This is a genomic window from Pantoea graminicola, assembly GCF_048452665.1.
In the GTDB taxonomy this organism is placed as follows: Bacteria; Pseudomonadota; Gammaproteobacteria; order Enterobacterales; family Enterobacteriaceae; genus Pantoea.
This window is the reverse complement of the sequence record NZ_JBLWSJ010000001.1, coordinates 355054-370011: the sequence shown is the minus strand read 5'-3', so window position 1 is coordinate 370011 and position 14958 is coordinate 355054. Positions and strand designations below refer to the sequence as shown.

The following is a 14958-nucleotide window of genomic DNA, read 5'->3' as shown; positions in this document are numbered from 1 at the left end:
GTAAAATATGAAAATCATTCGCGCTTTCGCTTCAATCGCACTGGCTCTGGCGGCGTTCAGCCAGTCCGCCTTTGCTGTGGTTTACCCGTTACCGCCGGCCAACAGCCGTCTGATCGGGGAAAATATTGAAATTACTGTCCCTGAAGACAGCAAGCTGCCGCTGGAAGCTTTTGCGGCGCAATACCAGATGGGCCTCAGCAACATGCTGGAAGCCAATCCGGGCGTTGACGTTTATCTGCCTAAGGCTGGCAGTAAAATGATCATCCCACAGCAGCTGATCCTGCCCGACGCACCGCGCGAAGGCATCGTGATTAACAGCGCGGAGATGCGTCTTTATTACTATCCGAAAGGCAGCAAAACCGTTGTGGTCCTGCCGATTGGTATCGGTGAGCTGGGTAAAGATACCCCGATCAACTGGACCACTACCGTAGAACGCAAGAAAGATGGCCCGACCTGGACACCAACCAAAGGCATGCATGCGGACTACGCGGCACGCGGTGAAACGCTGCCAGCGGTCTTCCCGGCCGGCCCGGATAACCCGATGGGCCTCTACGCCCTCTACATCGGCCGCCTCTATGCGATTCACGGCACCAACGCCAACTTCGGTATCGGCCTGCGCGTCAGCCACGGCTGTGTGCGTCTGCGCGCCGACGACATCAAATGGCTGTTCCAGAACGTGCCGGTTGGCACGCGCGTTCAGTTCGTCGACCAGCCGGTGAAAGCGACCGTAGAGCCAGACGGTTCGCGTTATCTCGAAGTGCACAACCCGCTGTCGACCACCGAAGAGCAGTTTAACTCCCGTGAGCTGGTGCCGATTACGCTGACCCAGGCCGTGAGCAAAGTGCTGGTTGATGCCAGCGTCAACCAGGATCAGGTCAATGGCGCGATTCAGAGCCGTACCGGTATGCCAGTGAAAGTGAACGGTGTGGAAAACAACATCCAGACCGCGCCGGTTCAGGTACCGGAAAACTCACAGGCGCAGCCACAGGAAGAGCCGATGACCCCGGTGACACCACAGGGTGCGAACAGCGATGCGGCCCAGCCGCAGCAGCCAGCCGACACCGCGGCACCGGCGGCACCGGTCACCCAGGCCGCACCGGCAACCCCGGCGAACAGCAACTCGTAATAGCCTCTCTGCCTCCGGAAGCCAGCGCCCGTCGCTGGCTTTTTTTTGCCTGAATTAAGGCAATTTCTGCGTATTTTCTCCGCCCGCCCATCATTTTTCTGTCATATAAAGCGCGTATCACACTGCTTTGATCGGGTGCAATCGGCATCCGGCATCAGTGACCTGAGGTACACCATGAGCGAAAACAGTCTCTCCTCCTCATCCGCCCGCGGCCGCCCCGACTTCAGCGGCAAAAACAGCCGCTTCAGCAAACCGCTGTTTTTCCTTCTGCTGATCGCCGGACTGGCCTTTGCCGGACTGAACCTGGTCAATGACGTGGAAGAGACCAATATGCCGGTGACCAGCTACCTGCCCTTTTTTCTGCTGGGGCTGGCGCTGCTGATTGCGCTCGGCTTCGAGTTCGTCAACGGTTTTCACGACACCGCTAACGCGGTCGCCACGGTGATCTACACCCATTCGCTGACGCCGGGCGCGGCGGTGATCTGGTCCGGCTTCTGTAACTTTATGGGGGTACTGCTCTCCAGCGGCGTGGTGGCGTTCGGCATCATCTCGCTGCTGCCGGTTGAGCTGATCCTGCAGGCCAGCAGCGGCAATGGCTTCGCGATGGTCTATGCCTTGCTCTTTTCCGCCATTATCTGGAACCTCGGCACCTGGTATTTCGGCCTGCCCTCCTCCTCCTCCCATACGCTGATTGGCTCAATTATCGGCGTCGGCGTCGCCAACGCGATGCTGCACGGGCGCAGCGGAGTGAGCGGTGTGGACTGGGATCAGGCCCTCAAGGTCGGCTATGCGCTGCTACTGTCGCCGGTGGTCGGTTTTGTCTGCGCCGGACTGCTGCTCTGGGTCATGAAGCTCTTTATCCGCAATCGCCAGCTCTATCAGGCACCGGAAAGCGATCAGCCACCGCCGGTCTGGATCCGCGGGCTGCTGATCCTGACCTGTACCGGGGTCTCATTTGCGCACGGCTCCAACGACGGGCAGAAAGGGATGGGGCTGATTATGCTGATCCTGGTCGGCACCATGCCGATCGCCTACGCCCTGAACCGATCGCTGCCCGCCGATCAGATCCCGCGCGTGGCCGCGCTGACGGAAGTAACGGCCCACCAGCTGCTGCAGCTGCAACCGGCTGCCACGCCGTCGCCGGTGGCCCGTGACGTGCTGACCGGTTTTGTCGGCAGTAACCGGATGAATGCCAGCGTGCTACCGGCGCTGGCGGAGACGCTCAGCGAGGTGGGCGATCAGATCCGTCGCTACGGCTCTATGGACAATATTCCGGCGCAGGCGGTGACCAACACCCGCAACCAGATGTATCTCGCCTCAGAGTCGATCAAACATCTGCAGACGGCGAAGGTGGCTCTGCCGCCGGAGACGGCGCGGAACCTCAAAGCGGTGAAAACGGAACTCGACAGCGCCACCCGCTTTATCCCGATGTGGGTGAAAGTGGTGGTGGCGATTGCGCTGGGGCTGGGAACAATGGTGGGCTGGCGCCGGATTGTAGTGACGGTGGGAGAACGGATCGGGAAAACGCATCTGAGCTATGCCCAGGGTGCCAGCGCCGAGCTGGTGGCGATGGCTACCATTGGTGCAGCCGATGGCTTTGGCCTGCCAGTCTCCACCACCCATGTGCTCTCATCCGGCGTGGCGGGAACGATGGCGGCGAACCGCTCCGGCCTGCAGTTTTCGACGCTGCGTAACCTGGCCGTCGCCTGGGTCTTAACGCTGCCGGTATCTGTGCTGCTCTCCGCCCTGCTCTACTGGCTCTTTACCCATTTCTGACCGGCCGCTGGCTCGCCGCTCAGCCGGCGGCGAGCCGCTGCTGCTGCCAGAGCCGCAGCGTGATCAGCAGCGCGCCCAGCACCATCATGGCGGCGGCCAGATAGACCGACTGCATCCCCCAGTGCCCGATCAGCACGCCCGCCACCGGGCCGGTTAATCCCAGACCCAGATCGAGAAAGGCGGAATAGGTGCCCAGCGCCGAGCCCTGGTCCTGCCGTTCGACCCGCTTAACCGCCTCCACGCCCAGCGCAGGAAAGACAAGCGAAAACCCGCTACCGGTGAGAAACGCGCCTGCGCCCACCAGCCAGACGCTGTCCGCCTGCCAGATCAGCATCAGCCCCAGCGCCTCCAGCAGGAAAGAGCAGAGCGAAACGCGCAGGCCACCAAAGCGGATGATAAAGCGACCAAACCCCAGTCGCACCAGCACAAAGCCCAGACTGAAGAGCGTCAGCGCATAGGCGGCCCCCTGCCAGCCGCGACTGGCGAAATAGAGCGTAATAAAGGTCGCGATCACGCCAAAGCCAATCGTGCCAAACCCCAGCGCCAGGCCATAAAGCCAGACGCGGGAGAAGACGCGATGAAACGGGATGCGCTCACCGACGCTGACCGTGACTGCCGGTTTGCGGCTGGCCATCAGATAGCCGCCCAGCCCCATCAGCGCAATCAGCCCGGCAAACCCGCTCATGCCTGCGGCGCTGTTCAGCAGCACGCCCAGCGGCGCGCCCACGGCCATCGCCAGATAGGTTGCGACACCATTCCAGGAGATGACGCGCGCCGTCTGCAGCGGCCCGACAATATTCATCCCCCACAGCGTGGAGCCGGTGCTGCTGAAGCTCTCCCCCACCCCGAGAAACAGCCGGCCAATGGCCAGCAGCGCCAGACTCAGCCACGGCCAGCTGCTCATCAGCGCGGCCAGAATGGTCAGCACCCCGCTCATACCGCAGCAGAGCAGCCCCAGCATCACCACCCGCTTCGGCCCCAGGCGATCGGCCAGGCGACCCGACTGAGGACGACTGAGCAGCGTGGCAAAATACTGAATGCTGATAATCAGCCCGGCGATGAAAGAGCTGAAGCCCAGGTGATTTTTAACGAAGCCCGGCAGCACCGCCAGCGGCAGCCCTACAGAGAGATAACAGAAGAAGGTGAAGATGATGACAGAAAGGATACGTTTGTTGAGCTGGCTGTTGCTCAACCCGGCAGTGTCAGACATAGCAGCCCTGGAGGGTCAGGAAGTTTGGCCCACTATACCGTCAGGCGATCGGTGGGTCGCCAGATTTTTTTTCACAAACCGTGAACGTTCGCGTGACGATCGATCGCCTGCGCGATGTCGCCCGAGTTCTTTAACGCCCGGATTTCACTGAATAAGCCGTCTGCTTCGCCATAAGCTTTGCGCAGATAGCCAAGCCACTGCTTGATGCGTGCCACATGATAGAGGCCGGTGTCGCCCTGCTTCTCCAGGCGGCTGTATTTCTGCAACAGACGCACCACGTCAGGCCAGGCCATCGGCGGTTCGTTATATTTCACCACCCGGCTCAGGTTCGGGATGTTCAGTGCGCCACGGCCAATCATCACCGCATCGCAGCCGGTCACCGCCATACAGTTTTGCGCGCTTTGCCAGTCCCATATCTCGCCGTTGGCAATCACCGGAATCCGCAGCCGCTGACGAATTTCGCCAATCGCCTGCCAGTTGATCGCCTCTGCGCGATAGCCCTCTTCTTTGGTTCGTCCGTGTACCGTCAGTTCGCTGGCACCGGCCTGCTGAACCGCATCGGCAATCTCCAGACTGCGGGCGCTGGAGTCCCAGCCGAGCCGCACTTTTACCGTCACCGGCAAATCCGCAGGCACCGCTTCGCGCATCGCTTTCGCGCCGCGATAAATCAGATCGGGATCTTTCAGCAGCGTTGCGCCGCCTCCGCTGCCGTTGACCAGCTTAGAGGGACAGCCGCAGTTGAGGTCGACACCCCAGGAGCCCAGCGCCACCGCGCGTGCGGCGTTCTCGGCCAGCCAGTCGGGATGCTGCCCCAGTAACTGCATACGCACCCGCGTGCCGGAGGGCGTGCGGCTGGCGTGATGCAGTTCGGGGCAGAGGCGATAAAAGGATTTTACCGGCAGCAGCTGATCGACCACGCGCAGAAACTCTGTGATACAGAGATCGTAGTCATTCACTTCCGACAACAGCTGGCGTACCAGTGAATCCAGTACGCCCTCCATCGGAGCCAGTAAAACCCGCATTATCAGACGTTCCCGGTGCGCTTCGGAGCGGGACGACGCGGACGGGACGCGGGCTTATCGCCCTGCGGAGCAGGCTGACCCTGACGACGCGCCTGTGGGCGGCGTTCGCCGGATGAGCGTGGTGCGCCTGCCCCCTGCCCGCCCTGGCCGCGACCCCGGCCGCCGCCTGCACCACCGCGTGACTGCTGCTGACGGCCGTTGATGATCGGTTCCGCTTTAATGCTCGGATCCGGCTCAAAACCGGCAATCGCCAGGCGTGGGATCTCGCGCTTCAGCAGACGCTCGATATCACGCAGCAGTTTGTGCTCATCCACGCAGACCAGCGACAGTGCTGAACCGGTGGCCGCCGCACGGCCGGTACGGCCAATACGGTGAACGTAATCTTCGGCCACGTTCGGCAGCTCGTAGTTCACGACGTGCGGCAGCTCTTCGATATCCAGGCCGCGCGCGGCGATATCGGTGGCGACCAGGACGCGAATGGCGCCTGACTTAAAGTCGGCCAGCGCGCGGGTACGGGCACCCTGGCTTTTGTTGCCGTGGATGGCGGCGGCGGTAATACCATCTTTGCCCAGCTGCTCGGCAAGGTGGTTAGCGCCATGTTTGGTACGGGTAAAGACCAGTACCTGCTGCCAGTTGCCTTCGCCAATCAGTTGCGACAGCAGTTCCCGCTTACGCTTCTTATCCACGAAGTGTACCTGCTGGGCCACCTGCTCAGAGGCGGTGTTGCGACGAGCCACTTCCACCATCTCCGGGTTAGTCAGCAGTTTTTCCGCCAGACCTTTGATCTCGTCGGAGAAGGTAGCAGAGAACAGCAGGTTCTGACGTTTGGCTGGCAGGCGCGCCAGCACGCGGCGGATGTCGTGGATGAAGCCCATATCGAGCATCCGGTCCGCTTCATCCAGCACCAGCACTTCGACCTGCGACAGGTCAACCGCATTCTGGTGGGCCAGATCCAGCAGACGGCCTGGGGTCGCCACCAGCACATCAACGCCGCCGCGCAGTTTTACCATCTGCGGGTTGATGCTGACGCCGCCAAACACCACCATTGAGCGCAGTGTGAGGTATTTGCTGTAATCGCTGACGTTTTCGCCAACCTGCGCGGCCAGCTCACGGGTCGGGGTCAGGATCAGGGCACGCACCGGACGACGGCCGCGCACGGGTTTCGCGCTGGCAGAGAGTTTCTGTAAAAGGGGTAAGGTAAAACCGGCTGTTTTACCGGTGCCGGTCTGGGCACTCGCCAGCAGATCGCGGCCAGCCAGCACCACAGGAATCGCCTGGCGCTGGATAGGTGTCGGTTCGCTGTAGCCTTGTTCGGCAACCGCGCGCAAAATATCGGCACTCAGGCCGAGAGAGTCAAAAGACATTACGTGGTTTACTCCGGTCCGCTCTGACCGTGATTCACGGTGTAGTTTTCAGAGGGATAGTGACGGCAGCTGGGGCTGACGCGTGAAAAGGGCACAAACTACGATGCGTAAGCGGCCGAGTGTAGCAGCTTTAAATGAAGTGTGCGAGATAGCTCACATTTACTGACAACTTAAGGCGCTGAAAACAGGAAGGCCACCTCGCGGTGGCCTTCAGCTTAGCTACGTTTGTTTTCGATTCGCCGCGCCGGCTCTTTCGCCAGCAGCGAGACCAGCGCCGGGCCCAGCAACATCACCACCCCGAGAGACGCCAGCAGCAGGTTGTTGTGGTAGATCCGCGACACCAGAAACAGTGTCATCATGGCGGCGCCAAAGTAGTAAGTGGTGGTCGCTTCTTCAAAATAATCACCCAGCGTCCGTAAACGTGCGATGCGCTGTGTTACCAGCATGGCAACAAACACCACTGCATACATCGCCACCAGCACACTGCAGACATCCACCAGCGCTTTATGCTGCCAGCCCCAGATGAGTGCCGCGACGACCAGCAGATGCATCACGATATGCATCAACGTCTGACCCGTAATGATTTGAATACGATTAGACCATTTCATTCATTTCTCCTGGCAGACCCAACAGGTCGCCCAAGTGCTACCGGCACAAGCCGGAAACGGTTTCCTCAATGTAAAACAATTTTCGGATAACGCCCTAAATATCGCGCGCCTTCCCCCTCCATTTGTGACAAAGACTACACTTTGTTTCTGTTGATGATGAAAAGGAGCGCGTCGCGAGTATGCCACAAAACCAGCAAGGATTTTCAATAAAAGTCCTGACGATCAATACACACAAGGGTTTCACCCCTTTTAATCGCCGCTTCATCCTGCCGGAATTACGCGAAGCCGTTCGCGCCACGGCGGCGGATGTGGTCTTTCTGCAGGAGGTGATGGGCACCCACGCTATTCATTCGCTTAATCATGAAGCGTGGCCCGCCTCCTCCCATTACGAGTTTCTGGCTGACACCATGTGGAACGACTATGCCTACGGGCGCAATGCCGTCTATCCCGAGGGCCATCACGGCAATGCGGTGCTGTCGCGCTTCCCGATTACTGAGTATGAGAACCGCGATATTTCGGTCGCGGGCAGCGAGAATCGCGGCATGCTGCACTGTCAGATCGCCCTGCCCGAGCCGCACGGCACGCTGCACGTTATCTGCGTGCATCTGGGTCTGAAGGAGGCCCATCGTCACGCGCAGATGAAAAAAATCTGTGAAATGGTGACCTCTCTGCCGCCCGATGCCCCGGTCGTTGTGGCGGGCGATTTCAACGACTGGCAGCGACGTGCTAACGCCATTTTAAAACAGGGCGCAGGCCTGAAAGAGGTATTCAGCATGAAGACCGGACGCCCGGCGCGCACCTTCCCGGCACGCTTCCCTATCCTGCGGCTCGACCGCATCTATGTCCGCAACGCCACCGTCAGTCATCCGTGGGCGCTGCCGCGTAAACCCTGGTCACACCTTTCCGATCACGCGCCGCTGGCGGTGGAGATTCACCTATGAATTTTAACTGGCAGGACGGCAACCGGCTGCTGTTGCTGGAGAATGGCGAAGCGTTTTTCCCACGGGTCTTTGGTGCGATCCAGCGGGCGGAGCGTACGGTGCTCATCGAAACCTTTATCCTGTTCGAGGATGAGGTGGGCAACGCCCTGCACCGTGAACTGCTGGCGGCGGCCCAGCGGGGTGTCCGGGTCGAGGTGATGGTCGACGGTTACGGCTCCGCCGAGCTCTCCGATCAGTTCGTGAACAGCCTGACCAGCGTGGGCGTGCGCTTTATCTATTACGATCCACGTCCGCTGGTGATGGGGATGCGCACCAACGTGTTTCGCCGTCTGCACCGCAAAACCGTGGTGGTGGATGACGTGGTGGCCTTTGTCGGCGGCATCAACTTCTCCGCCGAGCACAACACCGATTATGGCCCGGAGGCGAAGCAGGATTACGCGGTGCAGGTCAAAGGACCGGTGGTGGGCGATATCGCCCGCTATCTGCAGCAGGCGATCGGCAGCGAACAGCCTACCCGCCGCTGGTGGGGCGGGCGCTCTCATCGTCCGGCGGTGAACGCCACACCCGGCGATGCGCAGGTGCTCTACGTCTATCGCGACAACGACGAGCATCGCGATGACATCGAAAAGCATTACATGGAGATGCTGCGCAAGGCGAAACGGGAGGTGATTATCGCCAACGCCTACTTTTTCCCCGGCTACCGGCTGCTGAGGGAGATGCGCAATGCCGCGCAGCGCGGCGTCCGCGTGAAGCTGATCGTTCAGGGCGAGCCGGATATGCCGATTGTAAAGGTGGGCGCAGAACTGCTCTACAACTATCTGGTGGATGGCGGCGTGGAGGTCTATGAATATATCCGTCGTCCGCTGCACGGCAAAGTGGCGGTCTGCGACGATCACTGGGCCACCGTTGGCTCCAGCAACCTCGATCCGCTCAGCCTGTCGCTGAACCTGGAGGCTAACCTGATCATCCACGATCGCCTCTTTAACCAGACGCTGCGTGACAATCTGGATGCGCTGATAACCCACGACTGTCAGCGTGTGCAGGAAGATCGCCTGCCGCCACGTAACTGGTGGCAACTGAGTAAAAGCGTGGTGGTGTTCCACTTTCTGCGTCATTTCCCGGCCATCGCGGGCTGGCTGCCTGCGCATACCCCGCGTCTGGCGCAGGTCGCCGCGCCGGTTCAGCCTGAAATAGAAACTCAGGATCGCATTGAAGCTGACAACCCGGGAGCGAAATCCTGATGGCAAAAAAACATCCACGCTGGCAACTCGCCAAAAAAATCCTCACCGTGCTGTTCTTCATCGCGGTCGTGGTACTGCTGGTGGTCTACGCCCGCAAAGTGAACTGGGAAGATGTTTATGACGTCATCGTAAACTACAACCGCTTTGTGGTACTGACAGCCGCCGGACTGGTAGTGCTGAGTTACCTGGTTTATGGCTGCTATGACCTGATTGGCCGCGCCTACTGCGGTCACAAACTGGCGAAGCGACAGGTGATGCTGGTGTCGTTTATCTGTTACGCCTTTAACCTGACGCTGAGTACCTGGGTGGGCGGCGTCGCCATGCGCTACCGGCTCTACTCCCGGCTGGGGCTCGACAGCGGCACCATCACCCGCATCTTCTCCCTGAGTATCGCCACTAACTGGCTCGGCTATATTCTGCTGGCGGGCGTGGTGTTCAGCGCGGGTATGGTGTCGATCCCCGGCGGCTGGTTCATCGGCGAAACCACGCTGCGTCTTATCGGCGTCATCCTGCTGGTGCTGGTGGCGGTCTATCTCTGGGCCTGCGCCTTCTCGAAGCAGCGCCGCTGGACGATAAAAGGCCAGACGCTGCAGCTGCCCTCGCTGCGCATGGCGCTGCTGCAGTTCGCCGTCTCCTGTGCCAACTGGATGGTGATGGGCGCGATTATCTGGCTGCTGCTGGGGCGTGACGTCGGGTATCCGATGGTGCTGGGCGTGCTGCTGATCAGCAGTATTGCGGGGGTGATCATTCATATTCCGGCCGGCATCGGCGTACTGGAAGCGGTCTTCCTCGCCCTGCTCAGCGGTCAGCACGCCTCGCACGGCACCATTATTGCGGCGCTGCTGGCCTATCGCGTGCTCTACTTTATTCTGCCGCTGCTGCTGGCGCTGGTGCTCTATCTGGGGCTGGAGAGTCGGGCAAAACATCTGCGTCAGAAGAACGAGCAGAAGCTGCAGAAGTCGTAATAAAAAAAGGAGGCGCAGCCGCTGCGCCTCCTTTTGTGCATTATCCGCTTAGCGGCGGTTGCCGAAGATCCGCAGCAGCATCAGGAACAGGTTGATGAAGTCGAGATAGAGCGTCAGCGCGCCCATAATCGAGTAGCGACGCAGGTTTTCCGTGTCGCGGGCATCGATCTGCTCACCGATATTTTTCAGCTTCTGCGTGTCATAGGCGGTCAGGCCCACAAACACCACCACTCCGATATAGGTAATCGCCCACATCAGCGCCGGGCTTTTCAGCCAGAAGTTCACCAGCGACGCCAGCAGGATACCAATCAGCGCCATAAACAGCAGGCTGCCCAGACGGGTCAGGTCGCGTTTAGTGGTGTAGCCGTAGAAGGTCATCGCACCAAACATCCCCGCCGTGACGAAGAAGGTGCTGGCGATAGAGGAGTAGGTGTAAACCAGGAAGATGCTCGCCATCGTCAGGCCGGTCAGCGCCGAATAGAGCATAAACAGTCCGGTGGCCACTGCCCCGCTCAGACGATGCACCATGCCGGAAAGGACAAACACCAGCGCCAGCTGCGCGATAATCAGCCCGAAAAAGGTGATGCGGTTAGCGAACACCAGCTCCATCACCGCTGGCGTACGGGCCGCAAACCAGGAGACAAATGCCGTCAGTAACAGGCCGCATGTCATCCAGCCATAGACCTGAGCCATATAGGCCTGCAGCCCGCGCGAGGCGGGTTGAACGATAGAATCATTTCGTGGATATCGGTCCATGATGCACCTCTTGTTAAAATGGGAACGCGCTTCCCGCAGGAAGCCGGTTTAATGCGGGGCCGCCAGGGTCAGCCTCCACGGTCTGTACGACCGGAAGCGGCTGAGCGCGGAACAGAACGGCGGCCATCTGCCGCGCCTGCCGGCACCATCTCTAAGTGTGGCACAGCTCAGCTCAACTGCGCCACAACCTGCCGCTTAGCGCCGCGACAGACACTGCTGATAACGACTGTCGACGCGCTGCGCAAACCACGCCGTGGTGAGGTTACGGGTGATTTTCGGGCTTTCGAGCTTAATGCCCGGCAGCATTTCGCGCGGTAACCGGCGGCCGGCCATCTTATCCGCCAGGGTAAAGACCTGTTTCCACAGCGTGCTGTCGCTGAAACTTTCCTTATCCCCTTTTTCCAGATCGCGTCGGATCGCGCTGTTGCTCATATCAATCTGCTTCGACAGCGTCCGCACCGCCAGCTCCGTGCTGCCCGCCGCGTCCGATCCATAGAGGATCAGATCGCCATCCAGCGCCAGCTTCATCCCGGTCGCGCGCGCCACCGCTGCCTGAAACGCCGCGTTGCGGCTTGCATACCAGCCCGCGTTGAAATCAGCGAAGCGATAGAGCGGCTGAGTATAGTCCGCCGGGTAGCCAAGCAGATGCATCGTGCCGAAGTAGATCCCGCCGTGGCGGGTAAAGACTTCCCGCCGGATGGTGCCATCGACGGGCCACGGATAGCCTCTGGCATGTGCTTCGGCAAAGGCAATGCTGACCTGCATCGGCCCGCCAGTGTGGATCGGGTTGAGATGACCAAACAGCGTCTGGCCCATCGGCACCATATCGATCAGGTCGTCAAAAATCGCGCTCAGCTCTTTTTCACTGCGCACGTTATCCAGCCGGGTGGCATAGCTCTCGCCGGTCGGCGATTTAATCTGCAGCGCGGTGCGCACCAGGAAGGCGGGGACGTGTACTTTTGCCGCCCGGCGGTCGATCTCACCCCAGGCGATCTTTGACAGGCCCGGCACGGCGGCTTCGGCGCTGAAGTTGCTCTCCTGATCCGCGACGGCGATCACCGCACAGAGATTGCTGACGCTGGGATCGATCTGCTGCGTGCGGAAGGTGGTGTAGATGTCGTCGCGCCACGCCGCTTTATTGCTGACGTGCGGTGGCAGCAGCCGCTGGATCTGCGCTTTGACATCGTCGGGCTGCCGGACCGGGGCCTCAGGCGTTTTTTTGCTGCTACAGCCTGCCAGCACCAGTGCGGCGACCAGCGTCAGACGTTGCAGTATCGGAGTGAATGACATACCTGTCCTCAGAATTGACGAAAGCCCTACTCTATCATCGCCCGCACTGCGCAGGCAGGAGAGAACTGAACTAAGGTTAGCTTTTTTAACGGTAAAGGAACTTACGATGTTTAAACTCTGGCCAGTTGCGGCGTTCAGCCTGATATTAACCGGCTGTGGCGCCAATAATACGCCCGCGCAGGTGCACTCACCGGGTGCGCCCACCTCCTCCTCGCTGAAGGTGCTGGAAAGCGGTGCCAGCGTGCTGCAGTCGCGCCCGCCGATTGACGCTATCAATACCTACCTCGACGGCTTCCATTTTTACAACGGCGATAAGAACGGTCAGATGGAGGCGCACCACTATGTTACCGTCCTGAACGACGACGTGATGCAGGCGGTGATCTATGACGGCAACACGCGCGACGCGCGGCTGATGGGGGTCGAATACATCATCAGCGAACGGCTGTTTAACACGCTGCCGCCCGACGAGAAGAAGCTGTGGCACAGCCACCAGTATGAGGTGAAATCGGGCACGCTGATTGCACCCGGCTTACCGCAGGCCGCCGACCACGCCCTGATGACGCGCATCGTGAACACTTACGGCAAAACCTGGCACACCTGGCACACCGATCGCGACAAAACGCTGCCAATCGGCATTCCGGCGCTGATGATGGGCTTTACCGCGGATGGGCAGATGGACTCGCGACTGCTGGCCGATCGCGATCGCCGGTTTGACGTTGATACTAAACAGATCCGAGCCGGGCGGGCGGATATCGTCGCGCATCCGGCGGCAGCGGGCGCCAACGCCTGGCAGCAGGGTCAGGTGATTCAGCTTAAGCGCACAGAGGGCGGCGGTGAGCACAGCCACGGCCAGACCGGATTTGGCCCGGCGGAGCAGCTGAAACAGCCTTAAACAGGCTGGCGGGATCGTCAGCGGGCCGCACGCGCGTCCCGCTGAGCCTGACAGCCTACTCCCAGCGCCGTGCGGCCTGGTGATCGCTGTCGCGGGCGTCCACCCAGCGGTCGCCCTGCTCTGTGGCTTCGCGCTTCCAGAACGGCGCGCGGGTCTTCAGGTAATCCATGATGAACTCTGCGGCAGAAAAGGCGCTGCCGCGATGGGCGCTGGTGACGCCCACCAGCACGATTTCATCGCCGGGAAACAGCTCGCCAACGCGATGGATCACCGTCACGCGCTGCAACGGCCAGCGTTCACGCGCCGCGTCGACGATCTCCTGCAGCGCTTTCTCGGTCATGCCGGGATAGTGCTCCAGGGTCAGCGCGGCGACGTTATCGCCCAGATTATGATTGCGGACTTTACCGGTGAAGGTCACGACCGCCCCATCCTCATCACAGGCCGCCAGCCAGCGATAGGCTTCTGCCATCTCGAAAGGCGCGGGGCCAACCCGAATCTGCGTCTCCATCTCAGCCTCCGGTCACGGGCGGGAAAAAGGCGACTTCATCCCCGTCATGCAGCGGATGGGTCATCGGCACCAGCGTCTGATTCACGGCAGCCAGCAGTTTGCCCGGCTCCAGTGCCAGCGCCCAGCGGTCGTCCCGATCGGCCAGTGCCGCGCGCAGCGTGGCCACATCCGGATAGTCCGCAGCCACCTCAAGCGACGCGGTGCCGGTCAGCTCACGCACCTGGGCAAAAAACAGTACGTTAATCATGCGTCACCGCCTGAAAATCGCCGCTTTTGCCGCCGCTTTTGCTGATTAAACGCAGCTGGTCGATAACGATGTCCTTCTGCACCGCTTTGCACATGTCGTAGATGGTCAGTGCGGCCACCGAGGCGGCCGTCAGCGCTTCCATCTCCACGCCGGTCTTGCCGGTCAGACGGCAGAGGGAGGTGATGCGCACCCGGTTGTGAACCGGTTCCGCTTCCAGATTGACCTCCACCTTGCTCAGCATCAGCGGATGGCAGAGCGGGATCAGCTCCCAGGTGCGCTTCGCGGCCTGGATACCGGCGATGCGCGCGGTGGCAAAGACATCCCCTTTGTGATGACTGCCTTCGATAATCATCTGCAGCGTGTCCGGCTGCATCAGCACCAGCACTTCGGCCCGCGCTTCGCGGACGGTTTCGGCTTTGGCGGAGACATCCACCATATGCGCTTCGCCCGCCGCGTTAATGTGTGTGAGTTGAGACATGCTTACCGTTCTTACCGTTTCTTCAGATGGGAGACAAAGTTGCAGGGCGCAGTGCGCGCATCGAGCTGATCCGCGATAATCCGCTCCCAGGCTGTGCGGCAGGCGCTGGTGGAGCCCGGCACGGCCAGGATCAGCGTCCCGTTAGCCAGACCGGCAACGGCGCGTGACTGCAGCGTCGAACCGCCAATCTCCTCATAGGAGATCATCCGAAAGAGTTCGCCGAACCCGTCAATTTCGCGATCAAACAGCGGCTGCAGCGCTTCCGGCGTGCTGTTTTTCAGGTTAAAGCCGGTTCCGCCATTGATGATCACCACCTGCACATCTTCACTGGCGATCCAGCGCGACACCGTGGCGCGAATGCGATAGAGATTTTCCGGCACGATGGCGTGGTCGACCACCTCATGGCCCGCTTCTGCGGCGGCGGCGCGCAGATAGTCGCCGGAGGTGTCGTTACTGGCGTCACGTCGATCGGACACCGTCATCACCGCAATCTGTACGGTCTGAAATTCGCTGGCGGATTTACCCATACTTCCT

General features: G+C 60.6%; 16 protein-coding genes. 6 read left to right on the top strand and 10 right to left on the bottom strand.

All coding sequences use genetic code 11. The features are described 5' to 3' along the window. Nucleotides 1-7: 7 nt before the first annotated feature. Nucleotides 8-1126 (top strand): L,D-transpeptidase family protein, encoded by a 1119-nt coding sequence (locus ACNY69_RS01930; protein WP_111139842.1) that lies wholly within the window; start codon nt 8-10, stop codon nt 1124-1126. 174 nt (nt 1127-1300) lie between these two features. Next, nucleotides 1301-2902 (top strand): inorganic phosphate transporter, encoded by a 1602-nt coding sequence (locus ACNY69_RS01925; protein WP_418797214.1) that lies wholly within the window; start codon nt 1301-1303, stop codon nt 2900-2902. Nucleotides 2903-2921: 19 nt separating this feature from the next. Here ACNY69_RS01925 and ACNY69_RS01920 read toward each other — a convergent pair whose 3' ends face one another. The 4 genes from ACNY69_RS01920 to ACNY69_RS01905 form a co-directional block, all read right to left on the bottom strand. Continuing rightward, nucleotides 2922-4112: an MFS transporter gene (locus ACNY69_RS01920; RefSeq protein WP_418797213.1), complete on the bottom strand. Its 1191-nt coding sequence runs from the start codon at nt 4110-4112 to the stop codon at nt 2922-2924. Nucleotides 4113-4183: 71 nt separating this feature from the next. Further along, on the bottom strand, nt 4184-5134 hold the full coding sequence (dusC, locus tag ACNY69_RS01915) for a tRNA dihydrouridine(16) synthase DusC (protein WP_418797212.1): 951 nt from the start codon (nt 5132-5134) through the stop codon (nt 4184-4186). 2 nt (nt 5135-5136) lie between these two features. Then, entirely contained in the window at nt 5137-6498 is a 1362-nt protein-coding gene (rhlE, locus tag ACNY69_RS01910) for an ATP-dependent RNA helicase RhlE (protein WP_111139836.1), read from the bottom strand. A 215-nt stretch (nt 6499-6713) separates the two neighbouring features. Continuing rightward, nucleotides 6714-7106, bottom strand: a complete 393-nt coding sequence (locus ACNY69_RS01905; RefSeq protein ID WP_111139835.1) for a YbhQ family protein — start codon at nt 7104-7106, stop codon at nt 6714-6716. A gap of 179 nt (nt 7107-7285) precedes the next feature. Here ACNY69_RS01905 and ACNY69_RS01900 point away from each other — a divergent pair, with 179 nt between their 5' ends. From ACNY69_RS01900 to ACNY69_RS01890, 3 genes are read left to right on the top strand one after another with little or no spacing between them, the layout of a single operon-like run. Continuing rightward, nucleotides 7286-8047, top strand: a complete 762-nt coding sequence (locus ACNY69_RS01900) for an endonuclease/exonuclease/phosphatase family protein (protein WP_418797211.1) — start codon at nt 7286-7288, stop codon at nt 8045-8047. After that, nucleotides 8044-9288 (top strand): cardiolipin synthase ClsB, encoded by a 1245-nt coding sequence (gene clsB / locus ACNY69_RS01895; RefSeq protein WP_418797210.1) that lies wholly within the window; start codon nt 8044-8046, stop codon nt 9286-9288. The genes ACNY69_RS01900 and clsB overlap by 4 nt, the downstream gene beginning before the upstream one ends. Continuing rightward, a complete protein-coding gene (locus tag ACNY69_RS01890; protein ID WP_111139832.1) occupies nt 9288-10253 on the top strand; it encodes a lysylphosphatidylglycerol synthase domain-containing protein in 966 nt (321 codons plus the stop codon). Before clsB ends, ACNY69_RS01890 begins: the two co-directional genes overlap by 1 nt. A gap of 48 nt (nt 10254-10301) precedes the next feature. Here the strand turns inward: ACNY69_RS01890 and ACNY69_RS01885 are convergent, their stop codons facing one another. After that, on the bottom strand, nt 10302-11009 hold the full coding sequence (locus ACNY69_RS01885; RefSeq protein WP_111139831.1) for a Bax inhibitor-1/YccA family protein: 708 nt from the start codon (nt 11007-11009) through the stop codon (nt 10302-10304). 195 nt (nt 11010-11204) lie between these two features. Then, entirely contained in the window at nt 11205-12299 is a 1095-nt protein-coding gene (locus ACNY69_RS01880) for a DUF1615 domain-containing protein (RefSeq protein ID WP_111139830.1), read from the bottom strand. Between the two features lie 106 nt (nt 12300-12405). Between ACNY69_RS01880 and ACNY69_RS01875 the strand changes: the two genes are divergently transcribed. After that, on the top strand, nt 12406-13191 hold the full coding sequence (locus ACNY69_RS01875) for an OBAP family protein (protein WP_111139829.1): 786 nt from the start codon (nt 12406-12408) through the stop codon (nt 13189-13191). 55 nt (nt 13192-13246) lie between these two features. Here the strand turns inward: ACNY69_RS01875 and moaE are convergent, their stop codons facing one another. The 4 genes from moaE to moaB are packed head-to-tail and all read right to left on the bottom strand — an operon-like array spanning nt 13247 to nt 14951. Then, nucleotides 13247-13699 (bottom strand): molybdopterin synthase catalytic subunit MoaE, encoded by a 453-nt coding sequence (moaE, locus tag ACNY69_RS01870; RefSeq protein WP_111139828.1) that lies wholly within the window; start codon nt 13697-13699, stop codon nt 13247-13249. Between the two features lies 1 nt (nt 13700). Further along, the gene (gene moaD / locus ACNY69_RS01865) at nt 13701-13946 is read right to left on the bottom strand and encodes a molybdopterin synthase sulfur carrier subunit (RefSeq protein WP_111139827.1); all 246 of its coding nucleotides are present in this window, start codon (nt 13944-13946) and stop codon (nt 13701-13703) included. Next, the gene (gene moaC / locus ACNY69_RS01860) at nt 13939-14424 is read right to left on the bottom strand and encodes a cyclic pyranopterin monophosphate synthase MoaC (protein WP_111139826.1); all 486 of its coding nucleotides are present in this window, start codon (nt 14422-14424) and stop codon (nt 13939-13941) included. The genes moaD and moaC overlap by 8 nt, the downstream gene beginning before the upstream one ends. 11 nt (nt 14425-14435) lie before the next feature. Next, nucleotides 14436-14951, bottom strand: a complete 516-nt coding sequence (moaB, locus tag ACNY69_RS01855) for a molybdenum cofactor biosynthesis protein B (protein WP_111139825.1) — start codon at nt 14949-14951, stop codon at nt 14436-14438. Nucleotides 14952-14958: the final 7 nt, after the last annotated feature.

What these genes read in the sequence shown, in the direction of transcription:
- ACNY69_RS01930 (WP_111139842.1), top strand. Translation starts at nt 8, where the DNA reads ATGAAAATCATTCGCGCTTTCGCTTCAATCGCACTGGCTCTGGCGGCG.
- ACNY69_RS01925 (WP_418797214.1), top strand. Translation starts at nt 1,301, where the DNA reads ATGAGCGAAAACAGTCTCTCCTCCTCATCCGCCCGCGGCCGCCCCGAC.
- ACNY69_RS01920 (WP_418797213.1), bottom strand. Translation starts at nt 4,112, where the DNA reads ATGTCTGACACTGCCGGGTTGAGCAACAGCCAGCTCAACAAACGTATC.
- dusC (WP_418797212.1), bottom strand. Translation starts at nt 5,134, where the DNA reads ATGCGGGTTTTACTGGCTCCGATGGAGGGCGTACTGGATTCACTGGTA.
- rhlE (WP_111139836.1), bottom strand. Translation starts at nt 6,498, where the DNA reads ATGTCTTTTGACTCTCTCGGCCTGAGTGCCGATATTTTGCGCGCGGTT.
- ACNY69_RS01905 (WP_111139835.1), bottom strand. Translation starts at nt 7,106, where the DNA reads ATGAAATGGTCTAATCGTATTCAAATCATTACGGGTCAGACGTTGATG.
- ACNY69_RS01900 (WP_418797211.1), top strand. Translation starts at nt 7,286, where the DNA reads ATGCCACAAAACCAGCAAGGATTTTCAATAAAAGTCCTGACGATCAAT.
- clsB (WP_418797210.1), top strand. Translation starts at nt 8,044, where the DNA reads ATGAATTTTAACTGGCAGGACGGCAACCGGCTGCTGTTGCTGGAGAAT.
- ACNY69_RS01890 (WP_111139832.1), top strand. Translation starts at nt 9,288, where the DNA reads ATGGCAAAAAAACATCCACGCTGGCAACTCGCCAAAAAAATCCTCACC.
- ACNY69_RS01885 (WP_111139831.1), bottom strand. Translation starts at nt 11,009, where the DNA reads ATGGACCGATATCCACGAAATGATTCTATCGTTCAACCCGCCTCGCGC.
- ACNY69_RS01880 (WP_111139830.1), bottom strand. Translation starts at nt 12,299, where the DNA reads ATGTCATTCACTCCGATACTGCAACGTCTGACGCTGGTCGCCGCACTG.
- ACNY69_RS01875 (WP_111139829.1), top strand. Translation starts at nt 12,406, where the DNA reads ATGTTTAAACTCTGGCCAGTTGCGGCGTTCAGCCTGATATTAACCGGC.
- moaE (WP_111139828.1), bottom strand. Translation starts at nt 13,699, where the DNA reads ATGGAGACGCAGATTCGGGTTGGCCCCGCGCCTTTCGAGATGGCAGAA.
- moaD (WP_111139827.1), bottom strand. Translation starts at nt 13,946, where the DNA reads ATGATTAACGTACTGTTTTTTGCCCAGGTGCGTGAGCTGACCGGCACC.
- moaC (WP_111139826.1), bottom strand. Translation starts at nt 14,424, where the DNA reads ATGTCTCAACTCACACACATTAACGCGGCGGGCGAAGCGCATATGGTG.
- moaB (WP_111139825.1), bottom strand. Translation starts at nt 14,951, where the DNA reads ATGGGTAAATCCGCCAGCGAATTTCAGACCGTACAGATTGCGGTGATG.